Here is a 21,426-nt window from a genome sequence, read left to right as displayed (position 1 = left end):
TAGAGACGCAGAAACCCTTCTTGTCTTTGCTGTCCCCTCCGCCCCCCTCCTCGTCCGACCCCCCCTCCCTCCCCCTCCCCCCCCCCTCCCCCCCCCCCCCCCCCCCGGGACCGGTTGAATACGTTCCGACATGACTACGTACTACACGTCCGACCTGCACTTCGGACATCTCAACATCATCCGCTTCTGCGACCGGCCCTTCCCCGGCGTCGGGGCCATGGACGCCCGCCTCGTGCAGCTCTGGAACGAGACGGTCACCGAGGACGACACCGTGTGGGTGCTGGGCGACGTCGCCCTCGGCGCACTCGACGAGTCGCTCGCCAACATCGGGAAGCTCGCGGGGCGCAAGATCCTCGTGCCCGGCAACCACGACCGGTGCTGGGAGGGCGACCGTGCGCTGCGCAAGGGCGAGCCGGAGGCGCGCGAGCGGCGTCGGGCGAAGGAGCACGAGCGCTACCTGGCCGCGGGCTTCGCCGAGATCCACGGCCGGCCCGAGCCGGTCACCGCGGACGGCCAGACCTTCGAGCTGTCCCACTTCCCCTTCGAGGGCGACTCACACGGCGCGGACCGGTTCGTCGAGTACCGGCTCGCGGACCGGGGCGGCTGGGTGGTGCACGGCCACGTGCACGACACCTGGCGGCAGCGCGGGCGGCAGATCAACGTCGGCGTCGACGCGTGGGGCGGGCGGCCGGTCGCGGCCGGCACGATCGCGGGCCTGATCGCGGACGGGCCGCGCGACCTGGAGCCGCTGGCCTGGGCGTGACGCGGCGGCCGGACATGACAAGAGCGCACGTTCGCAGGTGATGAACGTGCGCTCAGGCGTCAGGTGCGTGGGGCCGCAGGTTCGCGGGGCACGCACTGCGTCAGCGGATACGCCAGGGCGTCGTCCGCGACGCGGGGGTCATGCGGATACGAGAGACTCCGCGTCGCGGTGTTCCCGGTCGAACTTGTACGACTCGATCTCCGCGGCGCTGAACATCAGGTCTGCACCGACCATGTGATAGTCGATCTCACCGGCCTCGAGAAGGTCGATGACGTGCAGCTTCGAGACTCCCAGCAACCGCGCGGCTTCGAGCGTGGTGAGGTCCTCGTGCGGATTGGCGGCTTCGGCTTCCAATGTGATCTCGTTCACACAGCCAGTCTTGCGCGTTCCGGTACCCGGAGTCCAGTCGAATCGGTGCGAGTTTCGATATCGGCCGATGATTCTTTTCTCCCGTCGGGCCAGGGTCGCGATAATTCCTCACGCATGGCGGGGGAACATGTGAAAGCAAGTGCCCGGAAGTTGTGACACGATTAGCGGCATTCGGCCGGTCCCGACGTGCGACTCGGCGTTTTGTTGTCAAATGGCGGATCGAAACGATCCATTCGCGCGCGAGGGGGATGGATGGCTGCGCCGTCCGCAGTGCCCGTACTGAATCCTGCGGACAGCAGCAGGCAGCCGGATCTCCAGGAAATTCTTGATATCAACCGCGCCGCCTACGATCTACTCGCCGGAACATACAAGGGCACAACCGACATGCGCCAAGAGAACGCCAAGAAGTGGCTCTCCAAACGATTGCCGGAGATCACCGGACCCGAGCAGCCGACGGCTCTCGACGTCGGCTGTGCGGACGGCACCCACTCCCGCGTGCTGTCCATGCTCGGGTACAGCGTGACGGGGGTGGACTTCTCGGCGCCGATGGTCTCCGCCGCGCGCGAGCTCATGTCCGACCCCACCCTGCCGAACAAGCCGTCGATCCTGCACGGCGAGTTCCTGGCCGGCCGCTACACCGACGAGGACGGCGCGACCGCCTCGCTCGACGGCAGGCGCTTCCACCTGGTGCTGGCCACGGCCTTCGTCCACCTCTTCCCGCCCGAGGCCGACCACGACGCCGTGCGCAAGGTGCTCGGGCACGTCGCCCCGGGCGGCACGGCCCTCATCTCGACGACGGCCGAGGAGGCGGACAGCGGCGGCCTGGAGGTCAAGCTCGGGGCGGACGGGCTGGGCGCCACCCGCTGGCGGAACAACTACACCTACCGGACCTTCGTCTGGCTCGTCGGCGAGGCCGCCCGTGAGGTCTACGGCGTGAAGGTCCCGGTGCAACCCTGGGTCATCGTCGACCCGGACTCCCCGGGCAAGCTCTGGGTCGACGTCGTGGTGACCCGGCCCGCCTGATCACGCGGCCTGCTCATGCCCCCCTGCTCACGCGCCCTGGACCCCCCGGTACACGGCGGTCCGCAGCTCGACGGCGTACGGGTCGAGCGCAGGCATCCCGAGCCCGGCCGCGGCCGCGATCTCGCCCTCGACGTCGTACGGCACGCGGACGAACTGCAGCCCGAACGGGGCCTGGGCGGGCTCGTCCACGACCCCCTCGAGGATCGCGTAGCAGGGCACGGGCTCGTCCAGGGGGTTGCCGACGCTGCCCACGTTGAACAGCGTGCGGCCGTGCGCCACCTCGACGAACGTGTCGTGGATGTCGCCGTAGCCGACCATCGACGGCTGCGCCCCGCCGCCGGTCATCGGCGTGTTGGCGAACATCCCGTCGAACTCCGCGGCCGTGTGGTGGGCGCGCACGCGCACGTGCGGGCTCGTCGCGGAGGCGTGGAAGAGCCTGATGCGGCGGCCGCTGATCAAGAGGTCGTGGCTGAGCGGCAGCGCCCGGAGCCAGTCGCGCTGGTCCTGGCGCAGCTCGTCGCGCCACCAGATCATCTCCAGCGACGACTCGTCGCCCCACACCGGCAGGAGGTCGTCCCAGTTGCCCCGGATGTTGACGTCGCAGGCCTTGTCGCAGCGGTCGACGACCTCGCTCCCCCGTGGCCCCTTGCCCACGAGGTCACCCAGGTTGATGACCCGCTCGATCCCGCGTGACTCGATGTCGTCGAGCACCGCGTCGAGGGCAGTGAGGTTGCCATGGACGTCACTGATCAGGGCAATCTTCTCCAAAGGCACGTCCTGGATGATCGCACACTCTTCAACGCATGGGGGGCCAGGAATTTCGCGACCCGACCGCGCGGCGCGCCCACCCGGGCGGCCGTGACACACGAGGTCCGGACGTGAAAATAGATCCAGATGGGTATGCATGTTGACCGGAGATCTGCGAAGATCCGGGGGGTCGCACCAGTCACCGGATATCCCATGGATATCTGGATCTCTCATGCCCAAGGAGCCGCATGTCGGCCGCAACAACGAGCACACGCAGTGTGCTCCGACCTCCTCTTGCCTCCGTGCTGGACGCAAATCTGGTCGCATACCAAGCCCTCGCTGACGACTACCGGGTGACATCCCCGAAACGCCTGGGCCACGCCGCAAGATGGCTGCCGAACTCTCTGCTTGAGCCGATCCCGGGAGAACGAGCTCTCGACATCGGCTGCGCCGACGGCTCCCACGCGTTCCTCCTGGCAGAGTTCGGATACGACGTGACTGCGGTGGACTTCTCGCCGCGCATGATCGGCCACGCGCGGACCCGGGCGGAGCAAGGCACGGGAAGCCGTCCGGCGTTCCTGGAGGGCGAGTTCCTCACGGGCAAGTTTCGCGACGACGTCGGCGACCTCGTGACGCTCGCCCCCGATTTTCACCTGGTCGTGGCCAACGCCTTCGTCCATCTCTTCCCCAGCCCCGTCGACGCCGAGGTGGTGGGCACCGCGCTCGGCCTCGTCGCGCCAGGAGGAGCAGCTTTGTTCTCGACAACGGTCGAGGACAGCCGGACGGAGGACTTTCTCGGCAAGTCCCTGATGGACGGCACGGTCGTGGAGCGATGGCGGGGCCGCTATCCGAGGACGGACTTCGTCGACCTGATCAGTGGCGTCGCGGGCGACGGATTCGAGATCAGCCACCTGCCGTCCACCGACATGCGGGACAAACCCTGGGTCACCGTGGTCGCTCGACGCCGGGCGGACCGCCGGGGATAGTCGCCGAGAAGTCGTAGCCGCTCAGGTCCGAGATCGCATCCACCATCTGTGAGACGACCGAACGATCCCTCGCATCGTCGCGGTAGTACTTGACCCCAAACCGGATCCGCCGGGGCGACCGGCCCGTGACGTGGAACTCGACCAGGCCGTTCACCTCCGGCGTCCCCGGCTCCGCGATCGTGGCGCCGAACGGCGAGATCGCCTGGTAGGTATGCAGGCGCACGCGCTCGTCGGCGCATTCGGCGTTCACCTCTCGCGCCATGGTCGCGATGTCGCGGTGCGCCTTCTCGACCTGGCGGAGCACCTGCGGATTGTCGTAGTAGCGGGCCAGGACGCCCGCCATTCCCCAGGTCCTTCGCAACCACCGGGGGTCGACCATCACGATGTGGATCTCCAGACCGCCGAGGGCGGCCGTCCTGATCAGGTCCCGCTCCCGGGAGACGACCGACATACCAACGCCGTGGACGATCAGACGTCGGCGGGCACCCAGCAGGACCTCGGAGAACTCCGCGCCCCGGACACGCTCCCTTCCCGCCGACACCACCCCACGCAGCTCCCGGCGCTTGTCCTCCGCCTCCTTCTCCACCTGCGCCGCCAGCGCCTCGGCGTCCAAGGTGTGGCGGAGCCGCTGGGTCACGACCGCGGCGGCCACGAGGACAAGCGTCGCCGACGTGCACACGACCACCGCGCTCGCCACCCATGCCGGGACGACGTCCGGCGCGAAGGTCAGCAGCAGATTGGTCGAGACGCCGAGGACGATCACCAGCAGGCCGCCCCCGGTCCAGCCCCGGCCCAGCTCTCTTGCTCTCGTTCGGTCTCTCACCACCCACTACCACCCCCACGTCACGAGACCGTCTCCGGACGCCCGCCCTCCTCGCCCAGCACCATGCCCTCGTCGCCCGGTCCCAGGGCCGGCGGCCGGCGCTGAGCCGGTACCGGGTGCCCCACCGCGAGCGCGAGCGAGTGCAGCACGTGCTGCAGGATCGGCGGGTTCAGGTCGTCCTCGCCGTCGTACTGCTTGAGCCCGATGCCGAGCCGTTCGATGGACTTGCGGTACAGGTGGAACTCCACGTAGCCGGACGCCTCGGGCGTGCCGGGGTCCCGGATCGAGCCGCTGTACTGCACGGTGGTCCGGTAGGTGTGGATGTTCAGCTGGCCCCCTCCGGCCTCGTTGATCTGCCGGGCGAGGCCCTCCAGCCGGTCGTGCGCCTGGAGCACCTGGCCGATGAACGCCTCGTCCCGGTCGTAGTAGCTGTCGATGGTCGCGGCGATGGCCGGGTGGTCCACGAGCCACTCGGGGTCCACCTTGATGACGTCGACGTCCACGCCGCGGTTGACCATCGCCCAGATCAGGTTGGGGTCGCGCGCGACGCTCGTCATGCCGAAGCCGAACACGACGACCTGGCGGCGCGCCGTCCGCCAGATGTCGAGCGACGCGTTCCGGTGCTCGCGGTCCGCGCTCACCCACTCGATGCCGCGGTACTGGCGCAGCTCGTCGACCAGCCGGGCGCGCTCCAGCTCGGCCTCGCGCTGCACGCGCTGGCGTGCGGCGAAGGTCTGCTCGAACAGGTAGACGACCGCGATCACTCCCGTCGCCACGGCCGTGGACCAGACGATCGCCACCGTCACGCGGTGCGGCATCACGTCGGGAATGAACGTGAGAGCGAGGTTCGACATCGCGCCGAGCGCGACGACCAGCAGACTTCCCCGTGCCCAGTTCTGCATGTGGACCACCCCCAGGGCTCGCGCACAACGACCTGGTCCTCGTGACACAAGGTTAAGGCAACAAATTGGTCAAGTCTACATATTTACGAAACATCAGTTTCGTATGGCACATCCGTGGGTACGGCCTTGCCACGCCGCCTCCAGGCCGCCGGCACGGCCCTACGCCGCGACCAGTCCCCCGAGCTCCAGCGCCTCGGCCCTCGCCCGCCGCGCCTCGTCGAACCGCTCCTGGTCGTGGAGCGCGAGCGCCAGCGTCCGCAGCGCCTCCACGAGCCGCGGCCGGTACTTCGCGGCGTTCTCGGCCAGCAGCTCCCGCAGCAGCGCGACGGCCTCGCTCACCAGCTCGACCGCCTCGTCCCCCAGCCGGAGGACGGCGAGGAGCGCCCCCAGGTTGCTCAGCGACTGGGCGAGCCGGGCCCGGTACCGGTGCGGGTCGGCGTCGGCCAGGCCCCGCCACGTCCTGGTCGCCTCGTGCTCCGCGTCGAGCGCCTCCTGCGACCGGTGCAGCCGGGAGTGGGTGACGCCCAGGGCGGACAGCGCCTCGGCGAGCTCGGGGACGTACCGCCCCGGGTCCTCGGCCGCGAGGCGCCGCAGCACCTCGACGGCCTCCTGCTGCAGCCCGCGGCCCTCCTCCCACCGGCCCGCGTCGGAGAGCCGGACGCCCAGCGCCTGGAGGGAACGTGCGAGGTCCGCCAGGTAGCGCCCCGGGTTCTCCTGGGCGGTCCGCCGCCGGACGGCGACGGCGTCCACGAGGTGCGCCCTCGCCTCCTCGGCCCGCCCCTGCGCGGTCAGCGCGGCCCCGAGCACCTCCAGCGCGTCGCCGAGGCCGGGCAGGTGCTCGTCGGGGGCGGCCGCGACCAGGCGGCGCAGGAGCTCCAGCGCCTCCTCTGCGGGGGCCGACGCCTCCGCGCCGCGGCCCAGCTCCAGCAGCCGGCGCGCGACGTCGGTGAGCGAGCTGGCCAGGGGCGCGGCGCACCGCTCGGGGCCGCGGCGGGCGAGCTCGCGCCACAGCGCAACCGCCTCGCGGCTCGGCCCGAGCGCGACCAGCGGCTGCCCCAGCTCGGCGCGGGTCGCCGCCGCAGCCGTCTCCGCCGCGGCCAGGTCGAACGCGACCGCGTCCGGATGGGCGGCCGCGACGAGGCGGAGCAGGCTCCCGGCCTCCTCCTGGCAGGGCAGCGCGTCGCCCGGGCGGCCCTGGGCCGCGCAGGTGGCGCCGAGATGCGCCAGCACGGCGGCCAGCCGCGGCCGGTACCGCTGCGGGTCGGCCTGGGCCTGATCGCGGAGCAGGGCGGCCGCCTCCCGCTCGTACGGTTCGGCGCCGACGGCCCGGCCCACGTCGCCCAGCGCGAGACCGGCGTCGGCCAGGGCCTCGGCGCGGCGGGCGACGTCGTCGCGACCGGTGGCGGCGAGCGTGCGCAGCGCGACCTCGGCGCGCAGCTCGCCGAGCGTGAGCGACGGGCGCGGGAGCACGCCCGTGACGGTGCGCAGCGTGTCGGCGTCCGCGGGGAGCGCGGCGACCGCCGCGCCGAGCAGGTCGAGGGCGGCGTCCAGGTCGCCGGCGCGTCCGTCGAGGCGGTCCACGACCAACCCGGCCGTGCGCAGCGCCGCCCGGCGCACCGCGGGCGTACCGGCCCCGGCCAGGCACGCGCCGAGCAGCGCGGGGACGTCCGTGAGCTCGGCCAGCAGGTGGGGGTCCACCAGGCGGGCCGGCAGCGCCCGGTGGGGGTCCAGGTCGAGCAGCCACCGCCCGACGTCGTGCTCCGCGCCCGGCCGCACACCCGGCAGGACGGCGGCGACGCGGCGCACGAGACGCTCGGCGGCGTCCGCCGTCCGCACGCCGGTGAGGGTGGCCGCGGCGACGAGACCGTCCAGGGCCTCCGGCAGCAGGCCTGCCTCGCCCAGCAGCCCGGCCTCCTCGGCGGAGCGGTACCAGGTCCAGCGCTCGTGCTCCAGCAGCTCGTCGAGCGCGTCGGACACGTCGACGGGCAGCGCGCCCCGGGGCCCGCGCGATCCGTACGCCTGCGCGCGCAGGACGGCGCACAGCGCGGCGGCCTGCAGGTCGAGCATCCGGGCGCCGCCCGGCACGGAGGCCACCGAGACCTGCGGCGCGGGCAGTCCCAGGGCGTCCGCGTACGGCTCGACGAAGGCCGCCACGACCCGCGCGTCCACCTGCCCGGGCAGCACCGCGGCCGGGAGGTCCTCCCGCGCCCGGCCCGCCTCCAGCAGCGCCCGGACCGCCAGGTCGGTCGCCGCGAGCCGGTCGAACCACGGGCCCGCGGCCCGCGCGACCAGCACGATGCGCAGCGCGCCGTTGCGGCCTCGGGCGGCGTCGGCCAGGAGGTCGGCGAGCGCCGGCCCGCGGGCGTCGGCGTCGTCGACCAGCAGGAGGGCCGGGGCGCCGTCGGGGACGGCGGCCAGGGCGCGCGGCTCGGCGCCGTCGGGCACGTTCAGACAGGTCCAGCCGGCGCGGGCCATGTGCTGGGCGAGCTCGCGGGCGAGGCGGGTCTTGCCCACCCCGCCCGGACCGGTGACCAGCCGGACCCCCACGGGTTCGGGGCTGGTGCACCACACGACGAGCGAGGCGTGCTCGGCGCGCCGGCCGACGAACGGCACGACGTGTCGGTCCGGCGCGAGCAGCCGTCCGGGCGACATCGTGTGCGCGAGCGCCGTACGGCGACGTGACGACAACGTGGACACACCGTCAGTGAACCCCAATCCCACGCGAAGCGGTTATCACACCGAAATGGGCGGCCAAGGGTCATCTCATGGTGTGTGTCATGGTGTGCGTCGCAGCCGCTCCTGCTCCTCGGCGAGGATGGTCGCAGACAGCGTGGCCTCGGACGACGCGGCTTCCGCCGGGGCCGCCACGTCGACCGCGGACGGCGAGGCGTCGGTGATCTCGGACTGCCGCGCGAACTCCTCGAACAGGGCCGACTTGGACCCGAGGATCTCCATCATCCGCTGGTCCACGGACTGCTCGACCAGGAGCCGGTGCACCTGGACGGTGCGGGTCTGGCCCATGCGGTGGGCGCGCGCCACGGCCTGCGCCTCGATGGTCGGCTTGACCTGCGGCTCGCAGAAGATGACGACGCTCGCGGCCTGCACGTTGAGCCCGACTCCCCCGGCGGTGATCTGGCTGACCAGCACCGACGGCCCGCCCGGCGTGGACAGCGCGTCCACCATGGTCTGCCGCTCGGCCACGGGCACGGATCCGGTCAGGGGGCCGATCGCGAGATCGCCGAGCAGGTCTGTCACCTGCTCCAGGACCGACAGGAAGTAGGAGAACACGATGACGCGGCGGCCGGCGTCGACCGCCTCGGTGACGAGCTCGCGCAGACGGACCAGCTTGGCCGAGTCGTCGGCCGCGGAGACGGCGAACGCGGCGCGGCGCATCTTCATGAAGTTCCCGGCGAGCACGGCGTCGCGGTAGGCGGCGCCGTCGACGGGGCCGAACTGCTCCCACTCCTCGACCTGCACCATCTCGGGCAGCTCGGTGAGCACGTCCTCCTGGTTGCGGCGCAGGTAGGCGGGCGCGACGATCCGGCGGAACGCCTTGGCGCCGGACAGCCCGGCGTTGGGGTCGAGCTGGCCCGCCACCTCCGGCTGCAGGTAGCCCACCATGTTCTTGAACTCGGCGACCTTGTTCTCCATCGGCGTGCCGGACAGGAACAGGACGCGGTCGGAACGGTCGGCCCACCGGCGCACCTCGCGGCCGCGCAGCGTCTCGGGATTCTTCACGTAGTGCGCCTCGTCCACGACCATGAGCGCGGGCCGCAGGTCGTAGGGCAGGTCGAGCCGGCCGAGCACCTCGAATGTCGTGACGGCGACGCCGCCGTCCGTGAGCCAGCCCTCCGCCGCCCGCTCCCGGTCGGTGCCGTGCAGCACCACGGCGGTCAGGTCGGAGTGCTGCTCCACCTCGCGCTTCCAGTTGGTCACCACGCTCGCGGGGCAGACCACCAGCACGTGCGTGCCGCCGGTGGCCATCAGGTGCGCGGCCACCGCGATGGACTGCATGGTCTTGCCGAGCCCCATCTCGTCGCCGAGGATCGTGCGCCGCTGCACCAGCGCGTACTTCGCCCCGAACTGCTGGTAGCCGCGCAGGTTGGCCCGCAGCAGGCTCCGGTCCAGGGGCTGCGCCTCGACGCGCCGCACGACGTCGGCGGGCAGACCGCCCTCGGCGGCCTCGTGGTCGTCGCCCAGGTCCACGACCTGCGAGAGCAGCCCGTAGTACTCGGCGGACCGCGCCTCGAAGTCGGCCCACACCTCGCCGCCCTCCGGCGGCTGCCCGACGGCGGCGCGCACCGCCCGCGCGTCGTCGGTCAGGCGGGCGGCCTCCACCTGCTCGGCGAGCGCCGAGACGGCGGCGAGGGCGGCGGCCTTCCGGTCGGCGGGCGCGACGAGCCGGCGCCAGACGCTGGTGGCGAGCCGGGCCGGTTCGAGGTGCGCGGGGACGACGTCGGCCACGCGCCGCGCGTCGTCAAGGTGGCGGTGCCGGGCGTCGGTGGCCAGGCCGAACGCGTACAGGGACTGGACCAGCACGGTGGCGTACGGGTCGTCGGGGTCGACGTCGATGCGGAAGCGCAGGTCGGCGTCGACCTCGTCGGCCAGCTCGCGGGCGGCGGACGTGGCGAGCTTCGCGGTGCCCGCGCCGATGCCGGCCTCCACCAGCCGGTCGGTCCCCGCGACGAGCACCTGGGTGACGTGCTTGAAGCCGGCCTTCTCCAGGACGGCGACGCGCAGCTTCTTGCGCCGCTCCTCCAGCGCCGTGACGGGGACGGTGCGCAGGTCGGCGTGGACGCGCACCTCGCGGGTCGCCGTGTACGCGTCGCGCACCCGCTCGCGCAGGCCGAGGTCGGCGGTGGTAAGCAGCCGGGCGTCGTCGAGCAGGGACTCGGCCCGCTCCAGGACGCGGCGGGCCGCGCGCGCCTTCCACGGCCGCGGCGGGCCGACGGCGGGGGCTGGTGCTGGGCTGGGGAGGGTCGTCTGCTCGGTCATGGCGCTGCGAGCGTACCCGGATGGTCTGACATGCCCCATTTACGACGGGTCTATGTTGGGGGGCATGACCCACGAGCAGAGCAAGTTCGGCGGGACGCCCGTCACCACGGTCGAGGAGCTCCGCGAGATCATCCCGCCGCCGCTCGGCGCGGCGGCGGGCAAGGTCCGCCCGGCCCTGCACGAGCTCGACCGGCAGTGGCTCGAGGCCGCGCCGCTGTGCCTGGTCGCGACGTCGGACGCCGCGGGCAACCTCGACGTCTCTCCCAAGGGCGACCCGGCCGGGTCGCTGGTGCGGGTGCTGGACGACCACACGATCGCGATCCCCGAGCGCCCCGGCAACCGGCGCACCGACGGCTTCCTGAACGTGCTGGCCAACCCGCACGTGGGCCTGATCTTCGTGATCCCCGGCCGCGGGGACACGCTGCGCGTGAACGGGCGGGCCCGCCTCGTGCGTGACGCGCCCTACCTCGCCGATCTCCAGGTGCGCCGCAACGTGCCGGTGCTCGCGCTGGAGGTGGACGTCGACGAGGTGTTCCACCACTGCTCCAAGGCATTCCTGCGCTCGAAGACCTGGGACCCCGAGACGTGGGGGCAGGAGTCGGTGCCGCGCCGCGCGGTCATCTCGCGGACCCTGGAGCGCAAGGACGCCAGCATCGAGGAGCTCGACGCGTACTACGGCCCCAGGTACGCCGAGACCATCTACGGCTGAGCGGGTCTGTCGGCGCGGCTGAGCGGGTCTGCCGGGCGAGGCCGGGCCGGGGTGAACTTCGCGGCTCTGGTTGGCAGCCCCCGGGCACGGAGAGACGATGCGAGCATGTCTGCGCCTCCTCCGGAACAGCCCGCACCCGGCCCCGTCCCGCCGCGGCCCGCGCCCGGCGGGGGTCAGCCGTACCCCCCGCCACGACCGCGGCGGACCGGCCCCAAGGTGCTCACGTTCAGCGCGATCGGCGTCCTGCTGGTGGGCGTGATCGTGGCCGTCGTGGGGTTCGCGGGGGCTGCCCGGGGCATCGTCGAGCTGGTGCCCACGGACCTCGTCACCAGCGAGGGGACGGCCGGCAGCGACGCGATCGCCCTGGGGCCGTCCACCACGCCCGTGACCTTCGACGTCCAGGAGCGGGGCGCCTACCTCGTCCTCGAGGTCTCGCAGGACTCGTCCGCCAGTCTGCCCACGTCGTCGGTGGGCGCCCAGGGACCGAGCGGCCCGGTGCGCATCAGCCGGCCGAACCAGTCCGGCTCCCTGGAGGTCAACGGCTGGACGGTGCACCCCGTCGGAGTGCTGGTCCCCGACGAGGAGGGCACGCACGCGATCGTCGTCGACCCCCAGGTGGCGACCGACAACGTGGGCATCGCCGTGAGCGGCCCGTACAACGCCGAGAGCGTGGCCGGGATCGGCGGCAGCGGGCTCGTCCTCCTGATCGGCCTCCTGATCGGCGGGCTGGGCTTCCTGCTCCTGATCGGCGGCATCATCTGGTGGGCGCTCGCCAAGAAGCAGGTCACGCCTGCTCGTCCGGCGTCTGCTCGTCCGGCACCGGCTCGTCCAGACCGAGCATCGCCCGGACCGGGGCCACACCCGCGAGCGTGACGTCGGGCCGGTGCAGGTCCGGCCGTGCCGCCCACATCTCGCGGGTCATCCGGTAGCGGTTCTCCGTGGCCGGCGTGCCCTGCCGGTCCACCAGCGCGACGCCGTTCGGCGCGTAGCCGAGCGACCGCGTCACGCCGTTGGACTCCGGGTTGTCGTCGAACGCCTCGGTCGTGGCGACGGCGGCGTCGAAGCCCTCGAACAGCAGGTGCAGCGCCAGCAGCCGCATGCGCTTGCCGATGCCCTGGCCGTGGTGGGCCAGGCCGAGCCACGAGCCGGTGCCGGCGGAGCGCGTCGCGGCGAACGCCTTGGCACCCACGCCCTGCACGCCGACGGGCTCGCCGTCGCGGAACACCCCGAGCTCGAACCCCCAGGCCTCGGGGGACACCTTGCCGCGCGACGCCCAGTGGAACTGCAGGAAGCCGCGGCGCACCTCGTCCGGATCGCCGAGGTTCCACGCCACCAGGAACGGCTTGCGCTCGGCCGGGTGGACACCCGCCGCGGCGACGTCGGCCAGGCGGACGAGCTCGGCGTCGTCGGGCAGACGCAGCTCGAGGTCGCCGCTGGTGACCCGGAGCCCGAACGGGGGGAAGGCGGTGGCGAGATCCATCGCCCGACCGTTCCAGGTCCCGCCGGACGGGGGCAACCTGAAATCGGGACCCACCCCGGCCGGCCGCGATGGCACCAACCGCGCACGACGAGGCCGACGAGGCCGACGAGCAATCGCAATCCTCGGCGTGTCGCGGGAGCCGACGGCGTGTCGCGGGCGGGGGCAAGCCACACGCGGACGAGGGGTGTCGGCTGCGCCGAACTTCGGCTGCCGGGACCCCGACAAATCTGCCTCAGCCGAACAGTCCACCCAGGCCGAATTCGTCGGGGCCGGGACGAACGGAGTTCACCGCAGCCGACACCCCTCACCCGGGCGTGCTTTGCCTCCGGGCTTGATTTGCACCTGGGCACGCTCACCCCCGGCCTCCGTACCCGCGACCTCCGTACCCGCGGCCTCGTCACCCGCGCCCCCCGAGCCCGAAGCCCGAAGCCCGAAGCCCGGAGCCCGGAGCCCGGAGCCCGGAGCCCGGAGCCCGGAGCCCGGAGCATCAGACCAGTTGCGCCCGCTCAAGTCCGGCTTCGCGCGAACGGGTCCCGGAAGGGCCTGTTTCGGACGAAGGCCCGGCGGACCTGTGGACAGGCTCCGCGAGCGCCCGCCGCCGGGCAGGCTGGTCGCATGGCACGCACCAACTACGATCCGCTGGACCGCCACCCGATCTTCGACGGCACCCTCGACCCCGACCTCGACGACGACGCCACCGCCTCCGTCGTCGCGCCGCGACGGGCTCCGACCCTGTACCTCGACGGTCTGGCGCTGGTGTGCGCGGCGGCCGTCCGGTTCGAGGCCGCGCGACGAGGCCTGAGCCAGCGGCAGATCGCCGCCGAGGTCGGGCTGTCGCGGGCCGCCGTGTCCGAGCGGTTCCGGGGCCGGACCGCCTGGACGCTGGACCAGGTCGGCGTGTTGGCCCGGCTCTTCGGGTGCGAGGTCGCCGTGCTGGTCACCGAGCCGCGCAAGCCGGTGCGGGAGCTCGCCGGGAACTACGCCTGAGCCCCGCCCGCTCCCCGCTCATGCGAGCCGCCCGGTCCAGCCGCTCACGCCAGCCGCTCGCTCCAACCGCTGGGCCCGACCGCTAGGTCCCGCCGCTGGGCCCGGCCGCTGGGTGGCCGCTGGGCCCGGCCGCTGGGTGGCCGCTGGGCCCGGCCGCTGGGTGGCCGCTGGGCCCGGCCGCTCGGTCCAGCCGCTAGGTCCTCGCCGCTGGGCCCCACGTTGGGCCCGGCCGCTCCGGCCGCTCGGTCCAGCCACTCGGTCCAACCGCTCACGCCAGCCGGTCGGTCCAGCCGCTCAGTCCAGGGTGGCGTCCGCCGCGTGCAGTGCCACCGCGCCGAGGTCGCCGTCGGCCTGGGCCGCCCAGGCGTGCTGACGCGCCGCGCCGTTGCCCCCGGCCCAGAGCCCGCCGAGCAGCTCGGTCACGGTGTCGAGGTCGCCGAGGTCCACGAGGGCGTCGCGGACGTGGTCCACGAGCGCGCCCACGACGTCGTGCGCCGGGGCCGGCCGCCAGGTACGCGGGTCCACGAGGTCGCCGGAGAGCCCCGAACGGCCCGCGCGCCACAGGGCGGTGCGCAGCACCTCGACGGGCGCCTCGGGCGGCGGCTCGCCGGACGCCGCGGCCCGCGCCGCCGTCTCCACGAGGCCCCGGGCCAGCGCGGCCAGCAGCGTCGCCGTGTCGGCGGAGAGGCACACGTCGGCGACCCGGATCTCGACGGTCGGGTACCGGGCCGACAGGCGGGCGTCGAAGTAGACCATGCCCTGGTCGAGGATGGTGCCGGTCGCGACGAGGCCCGCGACGGCGGCGTGGTACGCCTCCGGTGTCCCGAAGGTCCGGGTCGGGCCGGCCGTGGGCCAGCGCGACCAGACCTGCGAGCGGAAGCTCGCGTACCCGGAGTCGTCGCCCATCCAGTACGGCGAGTTCGCCGACAGCGCCAGGAGCGGCGCGAGCCACGGCCCGATGCGGTCGAGCACGGCCACGCCCTCGGCGTCGTCCGCCACGGAGACGTGCACGTGACAGCCGCTGGTGAGCTGCTCGCGGGCGGTCAGGCCGAACTCGGAGCGCGCCTGGAGGTAGCGGAGCTTGCCGACCGTCGTCCCGGCGAACGCGAGCGGCGACGTGCCGAGGGCCGCGATCCGCGCGTCGTGCCGCTCGGCGGCCGCCTGGGCCCCGGCCCGGCCCTCGCGGATCGCCGCGGCGACGTCCTCCAGCGTCGAGCGCGGCGGCGTGGCCGTCTCGATCTGCTCCTCCATGAACTCGTGCTCCAGCGGGCCGTCGTCCGGCTCCGCCGTCCCGAGCACGTCCTGGGCGCGCGCGATGGGCCGGCCGTCGTGCCCCACGAGCATGAGCTCTTCCTCGACGCCGACGGTGCGCCTGGTCGTCGTCACCGCGGCCGTCGCATCGCCCGTCACCGCACCCGTCACAGCAGGGCGAGCGCCGCGAGGGCGTCCCGGGTGGCATCGGCCGCGGTCATGCGCTGCGCCCGGACGATGTGGTCGCGGCTCGCATGGTCCAGGAACTGGACCGGGAGGCCCATGTGCACCTGCGGCGTGCCGATGCCCTGCTCCCCCGCGCGCTGCGCCAGCATGTCGCCCACGCCGCCGTCGACCACGCCGTCCTCCACCGTGACCACGAGGTCGTGCTCGCCGCACAGCTTGACCAGGTTCTCCGGCACGGGCAGCACCCACGTCGGGGAGGCCACCGTGGCCTCGACGCCGTGCGCCGCGAGCGCCGCGCCGGTCTCCATGGCGCAGGCCGCCATGGAGCCCACGCCGACCACGAGCACCTTGCGGGTGACCGGGGCCTGGGCGCGGTTCGCGTCCGGGGAGAACCGGCCCACGACGTCCACGCCGTCGAGCTCCTCGACCGCGGGGATGTCGTCGCCGACCGCGCCCTTCGGGTAGCGGACCACGGTGGGCGCGTCGTCGACGTCGACGGCGGCACGCAGGGCGGCGCGCAGCGTCGTCTCGTCGCGCGGGGCGGCCAGGCGCAGGCCGGGGACGATGCGCAGCATGGCCATGTCCCACATGCCGTTGTGGCTGGCGCCGTCGTCGCCGGTGATGCCGGCGCGGTCCAGCACGAAGGTGACGCCGGCCTTGTGCAGGGCGACGTCCATCAGGACCTGGTCGAACGCGCGGTTCAGGAACGTGGCGTAGACGGCGACGACGGGGTGCAGGCCGGCGAAGGCCATGCCCGCGGCCGACGTCGCGGCGTGCTGCTCGGCGATGCCGACGTCGAAGGTGCGCTCCGGGAACTGCTCCTGGAAGGGCGCGAGGCCCACGGGGTGCAGCATGGCGGCGGTGATCGCGACGACGTCGGACCGGCGGCGGCCGATCTTGACGATCTCGTCGGCGAAGACCTTGGTCCAGCCGAACCGGCTGGCGGCGACGGGCAGCCCGGTCTCGGGGTGGATGACGCCGACGGCGTGGAACCGGTCGGCGATGTCGTCCTCGGCGGGCTTGTAGCCGCGGCCCTTCTCGGTGATGGCGTGCACGATCACGGGGCGGCCGTACGCCTTGGCGCGGCCGAGCGCGCGCTCGAGCGCCTCGGTGTCGTGGCCGTCGACGGGCCCGATGTACTTGATGCCCAGGTCCTCGAACAGGCCCTGCGGCGCGACGACGTCCTTGAGGCCCTTCTTCAGGCCGTGCAGCCAGCGCCACGCGAAGCGGCCGGGCGCCCCGGAGCGGTGCAGGGCGCGTGTGCCCCAGCTGAGGAAGGCCTCGTACCCGCGCGTGGTGCGCAGGGTGTCGAGGTGGTTGGCGAGCCCGCCGATGGTCGGCGAGTAGGACCGGCCGTTGTCGTTGACGACGACGACGAGCTTGCGGTCCCGGCTCTCGGCGATGTTGTTCAGCGCCTCCCAGGCCATGCCGCCCGTGAGGGCGCCGTCGCCGATGACGGCCACGACGTGGTCGTCCTTGCCGCGCACCTGGTTGGCCTTGGCGATGCCGTCGGCCCAGGACAGGGCGGTCGAGGCGTGGGAGTTCTCCACGACGTCGTGCTCGGACTCCGCGCGGCTCGGGTAGCCGGACATGCCGCCGCGCTTGCGCAGGTCGGAGAAGTCGTGGCGGCCGGTCAGGAGCTTGTGCACGTAGGACTGGTGTCCCGTGTCGAACACGAGGGTGTCGCGCGGCGAGTCGAAGACCCGGTGCAGGGCGATGGTCAGCTCGACGACACCGAGGTTGGGGCCGAGGTGCCCGCCGGTGCGCGAGACGCTGTCCACCAGGAACCGGCGGATCTCCTCGGCCAGCTCCGGCATCTGCCCGGGCGTCAGCGCCCGGACGTCCTCAGGCGAACGGATGTCGCTCAGCAAGCCCATGCGCGTCCTTTCGTCGTGCCCGGTGAGGGGCGAATCGGGGCCCCACTCTAAGGGGAACCGACCACTCCACTGTGCCACGACAGGGGTGCCTCCCGTGCCTGTCTCCGATACCTCCACAACGATGTGGCAGGACTCATAGGCACAGGCAGGCAAACTCTTTACTCTTGGTGAACGTGCGATTCCTCGACGAGCAGGCCCCGGCAACCGACCTCACCTATGGCGACGTGTTCCTCGTCCCGTCACGCTCGGACGTCACGTCGCGGTTCGACGTCGACCTCTCGTCGGACGACGGCACCGGCACCACCATCCCCGTCGTCGTCGCGAACATGACCGCGGTGGCCGGCCGGCGCATGGCCGAGACGGTCGCGCGGCGCGGCGGGATCGCGATCATCCCGCAGGACGTCCCGGCTGACGTCGTGGCCGGCGTGGTCGCGGACGTCAAGGCCAAGGACCCCGTCATCGAGACGCCGGTGGTGGTCGCCCCGCAGGACACCGTGCACAGCGTGCTGACGCTGCTGGGCAAGCGCTCGCACGGCGCCGCCGTCGTGGTGCAGGACAACCGGCCCGTGGGCGTCGTGACGGAGTCCGACTGCGCCGACGTGGACCGGTTCACCCGGGTGTCCGAGGTGATGTCCGCCGAGCCGCTGCTCCTTCAGGCCGCCCTGCTGGACGGCCCGGGCGGGCTGGAGGCGGCGTTCGACGTGCTGCACCACGCCCGGCTCGACCTCGCCCCCGTGGTCCGCGACGGCCTCCTGGCCGGGGTGCTGACCCGCAAGGGCGCGCTGCGCTCCTCGATCTACTCCCCCGCGCTCGACGCGTCCGGCAGCCTGCGGATCGGCGCCGCCGTGGGCATCAACGGCGACGTCGCCGCCAAGGCCAAGGACCTGCTGGCCGCGGGCGTGGACGTGCTCGTGGTCGACACCGCCCACGGCCACCAGACCAAGATGCTCGCCGCCCTGGAGGCGGTGCGGTCCGTGGACCCGACCGTGCCCGTCGTGGCCGGCAACGTGGTCACGGCCGACGGCGTGCGCGACCTCGTGGCGGCCGGCGCCGACATCCTCAAGGTCGGCGTGGGCCCGGGTGCCATGTGCACCACCCGCATGCAGACCGGCGTGGGGCGGCCGCAGTTCTCCGCCGTCCTGGAGTGCGCGGCCGCCGCGCGCGAGCTCGGCAAGCACGTGTGGGCGGACGGCGGCGTGCGCCACCCGCGCGACGTCGCCCTCGCGCTGGCCGCCGGCGCGTCGCAGGTGATGGTCGGCTCCTGGTTCGCCGGCACGTACGAGTCGCCGGGCGACCTGAAGGACGACGGCACGGGCCGGCTCTACAAGGACTCGTTCGGCATGGCCTCGGCCCGGGCCGTCGCGGCGCGCACCGCCGGGAGCGGCTCGGCCTTCGCCCGGGCCCGCAAGGCGCTGTACGAGGAGGGCATCTCCACCGGCAAGATGTACCTCGACCCGACCCGGCCCGGCGTCGAGGACCTGCTGGACGAGATCACGTCCGGCCTGCGCTCCTCGTGCACCTACGCCGGGGCCCGGTCGCTCGCCGAGTTCTCCGAGCGGGCCGTGGTCGGCATCCAGTCGGCCGCCGGCTACCAGGAGGGCATGCCGGTCGCGACGAGCTGGTGAGCGGGCCGGGCCTGGCCGGCCGGGCCCGGGACTAGCCCACGACGGTCAGGCTGCGCGTCGGGCGCGTCAGCGCGACGTAGAGGTCGCGCTCCCCGCCCGGCCGCGCGGCGGTGATCCCGTCGGGGTCGGCGACCACGACGGCGTCGAACTCCAGGCCGCGCACCTGGGAGACGGGCACCACCCGGACCTGCGTGCCGGCCAGCGCGTCGGCGACCTCGCGCACCCGCGCGTCCGCGGCGACGACGGCCACCAGGTCGTCGGGTCCCGCGGCCGCGAGCGCCCCCGCCTCCCGCACGACGGCGGCGACCAGCTCGCCGGACGCCGCCGCGACGCGCCGGGGCACGTCGCCGTGCCGCACCGCGCGGGTGGGCGCCTGGTCGGGGGCGATCCGGGCGAGCAGCGGTGCCGCGACCTCCAGCACCTCGGCGGTGGTGCGGTAGCAGACGGTCAGGGTGCGCACGTCGGCGCGCCGGGCCAGGTCGGCGCCCAGGGCGTCGGCCCACGAGGCCGCCCCGGTCGCCGGCCCGGCCTGCGCCAGGTCGCCGACCACGGTCATGGAGCGGCCGGGGCAGCGGCGCAGCACGGAGCGCCACTGCATCGCCGTGAGCTCCTGCGCCTCGTCCACCACCACGTGCCCGTAGATCCGGGCGGGCGGTCCGTCGAGCAGGTGCTCGGCCTCGTCCAGCAGGGGCAGGTGCGCCGTGGTCCAGGCCGGGGCGTCGTCGGACGGCGCGGGCCCGGGGGCCGTCAGGCCGGGGTGCGCGTCCAGCAGGTCCAGCACCACGTCCTGGGCCACGAGGTGCGGCCAGGCGCCCTCGACCGCCCGCTCCAGGGCGACGTCCTCGGCGAGCTCGGCCTGCAGCGCGCCCGGGTCCAGCTCGGCCACGGCGGCGGCGTGCCCGAACTTTCCGCCGTCGTCGGGCGCGAAGCCGAGGCGCGCCAGGTCGCCGGCCGCCGCCTTGTCGACGTTGACGCCGCCGGTGAGCACCTCGATGTCCTCGTCCAGCTTGGCGAGGAACACGCGGGCGCGCGCCTGGACCTCGTCGGCCACGAACTCCACGACGAGGTCCTTGAACAGCGCCCGGGCCTGGTTGTGCGGCAGGCCGGTGCCGCCGGCGGTCTCGCGCGCCTCGGCGAGCGCGTGCTCGTCGAGCGTGACCGGGTCGCCGTCGACCAGCACCGTCAGGGTGCCGGACGGCGCCTGGTAGCCCTGCACGATCTCGGCCAGCTCGTCGGCCAGCCGGGCGTCGCCCGCGGCCCGCCGCAGCTCGTGGCCGGCGGCCGGGACGCCGGCCAGGCCGAGGGCGTCCGCGACGAGGCGGTCGGCGGTGCTCATCGCCACGTCGTTCTCGCCGAGGGAGGGCAGCACCTCCGCGATGTAGTCGAGGAACCGCGTGCCCGGGCCGAGGACGAGGACGCCGTCGGTCCGCGCCTCGTCGAAACCCGCCAGGACGTACGCGGCGCGGTGCAGCGCGACCACGGTCTTGCCCGTGCCGGGGCCGCCCTCCACGACGGTGACGCCGCGGTGCGCGGAGCGGATGATCGCGTCCTGCTCGGCCTGGAGCGTCGCCACGACGTCGCGCATGCGGCCCGTGCGCCGCGCGCTGATGGCCTCCAGCAGCGGCCCGTCCCCGACGACGTCGTGCGGCCCCGGCTCGCTGTCGTCCAGGATCTCGTCGCTGACGCGGGTGACCCGGCGCCCGTCCAGGCCCAGGTGCCGGCGGCGGCGCAGGCCCATCGGGTGGGCCGCCGTCGCGGCGTAGAACGGGCGCGCGGCCTCGGCGCGCCAGTCGACGAGGAGCTGGTCGTCGCCGTCGCTCAGCCCGGTGCGGCCGATGTGCAGCGAGCGCCCGTCCGCGCCGTCGATCCGGCCGAAGCACAGGTGGTGCTCGGCGGCGCCCAGGGTGCGGGCGCGCCGGCCCAGCATGGCCACGCGCACCTCGCGCGTGTAGGCCTCGGCCGGGTCGGTCGACGAGGCGCGCACGGCGTCGTCGAGGTCCGCGCGCACGCGCTCGGTCTCACGGTCGAGCCGGGTGTACAGGGCGTCGACGTACTGCTGCTCGGCGGACTGCTCGGTCTGGCGTGGCTGCACCGGGTCTCCTCTTTGTCGGAACCTGGTGTCAACGCGATCGTGCGCCGGAACGTTCCCGGGGGTGCACCGCACCCGGGCGTGGCGCGCGGTCCAGGACTAGTGCGGTTCAGGACGAGTGCGGTTCAGGACGAGTCCCGGGCCCGCTGCCCGAACGTGCCCGACGTGACCGTCGCCCACGACCGGCGCAGGACGTCCTCCAGCACCGCGAGGTCGACCTGCTCCAGGTCCTTCAGGTACAGGCACCCGACGCCGGTGGTGTGCGGCCCCAGCACGGCGAGCCGCTCCGCGTGCGCGCCGACGCCGTCGGGCAGGTAGATCGTGCTGGCCGTCCTGCGCGGCGCGAAGCTCGCGGCGGGCGCGTCCCCGGAGTGCCCGCTTTCGTACTCGTAGTGGTACTCGCCGAAGCCGACGACCGACGTGCCGAACATCCGCGGCGCCTGCCCGGTGACCCGCTCCATGAGGTCGCGCAGCGTGTGCGCGTCCCGACGCCGGACGGCGGGCGTCACCGCGTCGAGGTAGGCGGCGGGGTCGCCGTCGGTCCAGGTGGTCACCATGCGCCCAGTATCGCGCTCGGCCCGGCGCCCTGCGTGGTGGGCAGGGGGCGGCAGGCA

General features: G+C 73.6%; 19 protein-coding genes. 7 read left to right on the top strand and 12 right to left on the bottom strand.

What is annotated here, in order from left to right; genetic code table 11:
- The first annotated feature begins 130 nt into the window (after positions 1-130).
- The gene (locus ACFV9Q_RS01495) at positions 131-763 is read left to right on the top strand and encodes a metallophosphoesterase (RefSeq protein ID WP_377232836.1); all 633 of its coding nucleotides are present in this window, start codon (positions 131-133) and stop codon (positions 761-763) included.
- A gap of 138 nt (positions 764-901) precedes the next feature.
- Here ACFV9Q_RS01495 and ACFV9Q_RS01490 read toward each other — a convergent pair whose 3' ends face one another.
- A complete protein-coding gene (locus tag ACFV9Q_RS01490) occupies positions 902-1,132 on the bottom strand; it encodes a helix-turn-helix domain-containing protein (RefSeq protein WP_377228405.1) in 231 nt (76 codons plus the stop codon).
- A 384-nt stretch (positions 1,133-1,516) separates the two neighbouring features.
- On the opposite strand from ACFV9Q_RS01490, the gene ACFV9Q_RS01485 reads away from it, so the two are divergent.
- On the top strand, positions 1,517-2,155 hold the full coding sequence (locus ACFV9Q_RS01485; protein ID WP_377232835.1) for a class I SAM-dependent methyltransferase: 639 nt from the start codon (positions 1,517-1,519) through the stop codon (positions 2,153-2,155).
- A 27-nt stretch (positions 2,156-2,182) separates the two neighbouring features.
- Here ACFV9Q_RS01485 and ACFV9Q_RS01480 read toward each other — a convergent pair whose 3' ends face one another.
- Positions 2,183-2,929 carry a metallophosphoesterase family protein gene (locus tag ACFV9Q_RS01480; protein WP_377232834.1) on the bottom strand — a complete coding sequence of 249 codons (747 nt, stop codon included), beginning with the start codon at positions 2,927-2,929 and terminating at the stop codon, positions 2,183-2,185.
- A 275-nt stretch (positions 2,930-3,204) separates the two neighbouring features.
- On the opposite strand from ACFV9Q_RS01480, the gene ACFV9Q_RS01475 reads away from it, so the two are divergent.
- Entirely contained in the window at positions 3,205-3,888 is a 684-nt protein-coding gene (locus tag ACFV9Q_RS01475; RefSeq protein WP_377232833.1) for a class I SAM-dependent methyltransferase, read from the top strand.
- Here ACFV9Q_RS01475 and ACFV9Q_RS01470 read toward each other — a convergent pair.
- From ACFV9Q_RS01470 to ACFV9Q_RS01455, 4 genes are all read right to left on the bottom strand, one after another.
- A complete protein-coding gene (locus ACFV9Q_RS01470) occupies positions 3,848-4,651 on the bottom strand; it encodes a hypothetical protein (protein ID WP_377232832.1) in 804 nt (267 codons plus the stop codon). The two genes, ACFV9Q_RS01475 and ACFV9Q_RS01470, sit on opposite strands and share 41 nt — an antisense overlap.
- A gap of 80 nt (positions 4,652-4,731) precedes the next feature.
- A complete protein-coding gene (locus tag ACFV9Q_RS01465) occupies positions 4,732-5,613 on the bottom strand; it encodes a hypothetical protein (RefSeq protein ID WP_377232831.1) in 882 nt (293 codons plus the stop codon).
- A gap of 159 nt (positions 5,614-5,772) precedes the next feature.
- Positions 5,773-8,310: a tetratricopeptide repeat protein gene (locus ACFV9Q_RS01460; RefSeq protein WP_377232830.1), complete on the bottom strand. Its 2,538-nt coding sequence runs from the start codon at positions 8,308-8,310 to the stop codon at positions 5,773-5,775.
- A 78-nt stretch (positions 8,311-8,388) separates the two neighbouring features.
- Entirely contained in the window at positions 8,389-10,608 is a 2,220-nt protein-coding gene (locus ACFV9Q_RS01455) for a DEAD/DEAH box helicase (RefSeq protein ID WP_377232829.1), read from the bottom strand.
- A 64-nt stretch (positions 10,609-10,672) separates the two neighbouring features.
- Between ACFV9Q_RS01455 and ACFV9Q_RS01450 the strand changes: the two genes are divergently transcribed.
- Both ACFV9Q_RS01450 and ACFV9Q_RS01445 read left to right on the top strand, forming a co-directional pair.
- Entirely contained in the window at positions 10,673-11,317 is a 645-nt protein-coding gene (locus ACFV9Q_RS01450) for an MSMEG_1061 family FMN-dependent PPOX-type flavoprotein (RefSeq protein WP_377228398.1), read from the top strand.
- Positions 11,318-11,422: 105 nt separating this feature from the next.
- Positions 11,423-12,190 carry a hypothetical protein gene (locus ACFV9Q_RS01445; protein WP_377232828.1) on the top strand — a complete coding sequence of 256 codons (768 nt, stop codon included), beginning with the start codon at positions 11,423-11,425 and terminating at the stop codon, positions 12,188-12,190.
- On the opposite strand, the gene ACFV9Q_RS01440 is transcribed toward ACFV9Q_RS01445, so the two are convergent.
- Positions 12,102-12,797, bottom strand: a complete 696-nt coding sequence (locus ACFV9Q_RS01440; RefSeq protein WP_377232827.1) for a GNAT family N-acetyltransferase — start codon at positions 12,795-12,797, stop codon at positions 12,102-12,104. The two genes, ACFV9Q_RS01445 and ACFV9Q_RS01440, sit on opposite strands and share 89 nt — an antisense overlap.
- Before the next feature lie 615 nt (positions 12,798-13,412).
- Between ACFV9Q_RS01440 and ACFV9Q_RS01435 the strand changes: the two genes are divergently transcribed.
- Positions 13,413-13,784 carry a helix-turn-helix domain-containing protein gene (locus ACFV9Q_RS01435; protein ID WP_377232826.1) on the top strand — a complete coding sequence of 124 codons (372 nt, stop codon included), beginning with the start codon at positions 13,413-13,415 and terminating at the stop codon, positions 13,782-13,784.
- A gap of 82 nt (positions 13,785-13,866) precedes the next feature.
- Here the strand turns inward: ACFV9Q_RS01435 and ACFV9Q_RS01430 are convergent, their stop codons facing one another.
- From ACFV9Q_RS01430 to dxs, 3 genes are all read right to left on the bottom strand, one after another.
- Positions 13,867-13,974, bottom strand: a complete 108-nt coding sequence (locus ACFV9Q_RS01430) for a PT domain-containing protein (RefSeq protein ID WP_377233000.1) — start codon at positions 13,972-13,974, stop codon at positions 13,867-13,869.
- Positions 13,975-14,078: 104 nt separating this feature from the next.
- Positions 14,079-15,170: a glutamate--cysteine ligase gene (locus ACFV9Q_RS01425; protein ID WP_377232825.1), complete on the bottom strand. Its 1,092-nt coding sequence runs from the start codon at positions 15,168-15,170 to the stop codon at positions 14,079-14,081.
- A 32-nt stretch (positions 15,171-15,202) separates the two neighbouring features.
- Positions 15,203-17,098 (bottom strand): 1-deoxy-D-xylulose-5-phosphate synthase, encoded by a 1,896-nt coding sequence (gene dxs, locus ACFV9Q_RS01420; RefSeq protein WP_377228393.1) that lies wholly within the window; start codon positions 17,096-17,098, stop codon positions 15,203-15,205.
- A 173-nt stretch (positions 17,099-17,271) separates the two neighbouring features.
- On the opposite strand from dxs, the gene ACFV9Q_RS01415 reads away from it, so the two are divergent.
- The gene (locus ACFV9Q_RS01415; RefSeq protein ID WP_377232824.1) at positions 17,272-18,723 is read left to right on the top strand and encodes a GuaB1 family IMP dehydrogenase-related protein; all 1,452 of its coding nucleotides are present in this window, start codon (positions 17,272-17,274) and stop codon (positions 18,721-18,723) included.
- 31 nt (positions 18,724-18,754) lie between these two features.
- Here ACFV9Q_RS01415 and ACFV9Q_RS01410 read toward each other — a convergent pair whose 3' ends face one another.
- Together ACFV9Q_RS01410 and ACFV9Q_RS01405 are read right to left on the bottom strand one after the other, a co-directional pair.
- Positions 18,755-20,815 (bottom strand): HelD family protein, encoded by a 2,061-nt coding sequence (locus ACFV9Q_RS01410; RefSeq protein ID WP_377232823.1) that lies wholly within the window; start codon positions 20,813-20,815, stop codon positions 18,755-18,757.
- A gap of 122 nt (positions 20,816-20,937) precedes the next feature.
- Positions 20,938-21,369 carry a DUF1801 domain-containing protein gene (locus ACFV9Q_RS01405; protein ID WP_377232822.1) on the bottom strand — a complete coding sequence of 144 codons (432 nt, stop codon included), beginning with the start codon at positions 21,367-21,369 and terminating at the stop codon, positions 20,938-20,940.
- Between the last annotated feature and the right edge of the window lie 57 nt (positions 21,370-21,426).

This window comes from Promicromonospora sp. NPDC059942 (assembly GCF_042731755.1).
In the GTDB taxonomy this organism is placed as follows: Bacteria; Actinomycetota; Actinomycetes; order Actinomycetales; family Cellulomonadaceae; genus Promicromonospora.
The sequence above is the reverse complement of the archived record's forward strand: the minus strand, read 5'-3'. Positions and strand labels throughout refer to the sequence as shown.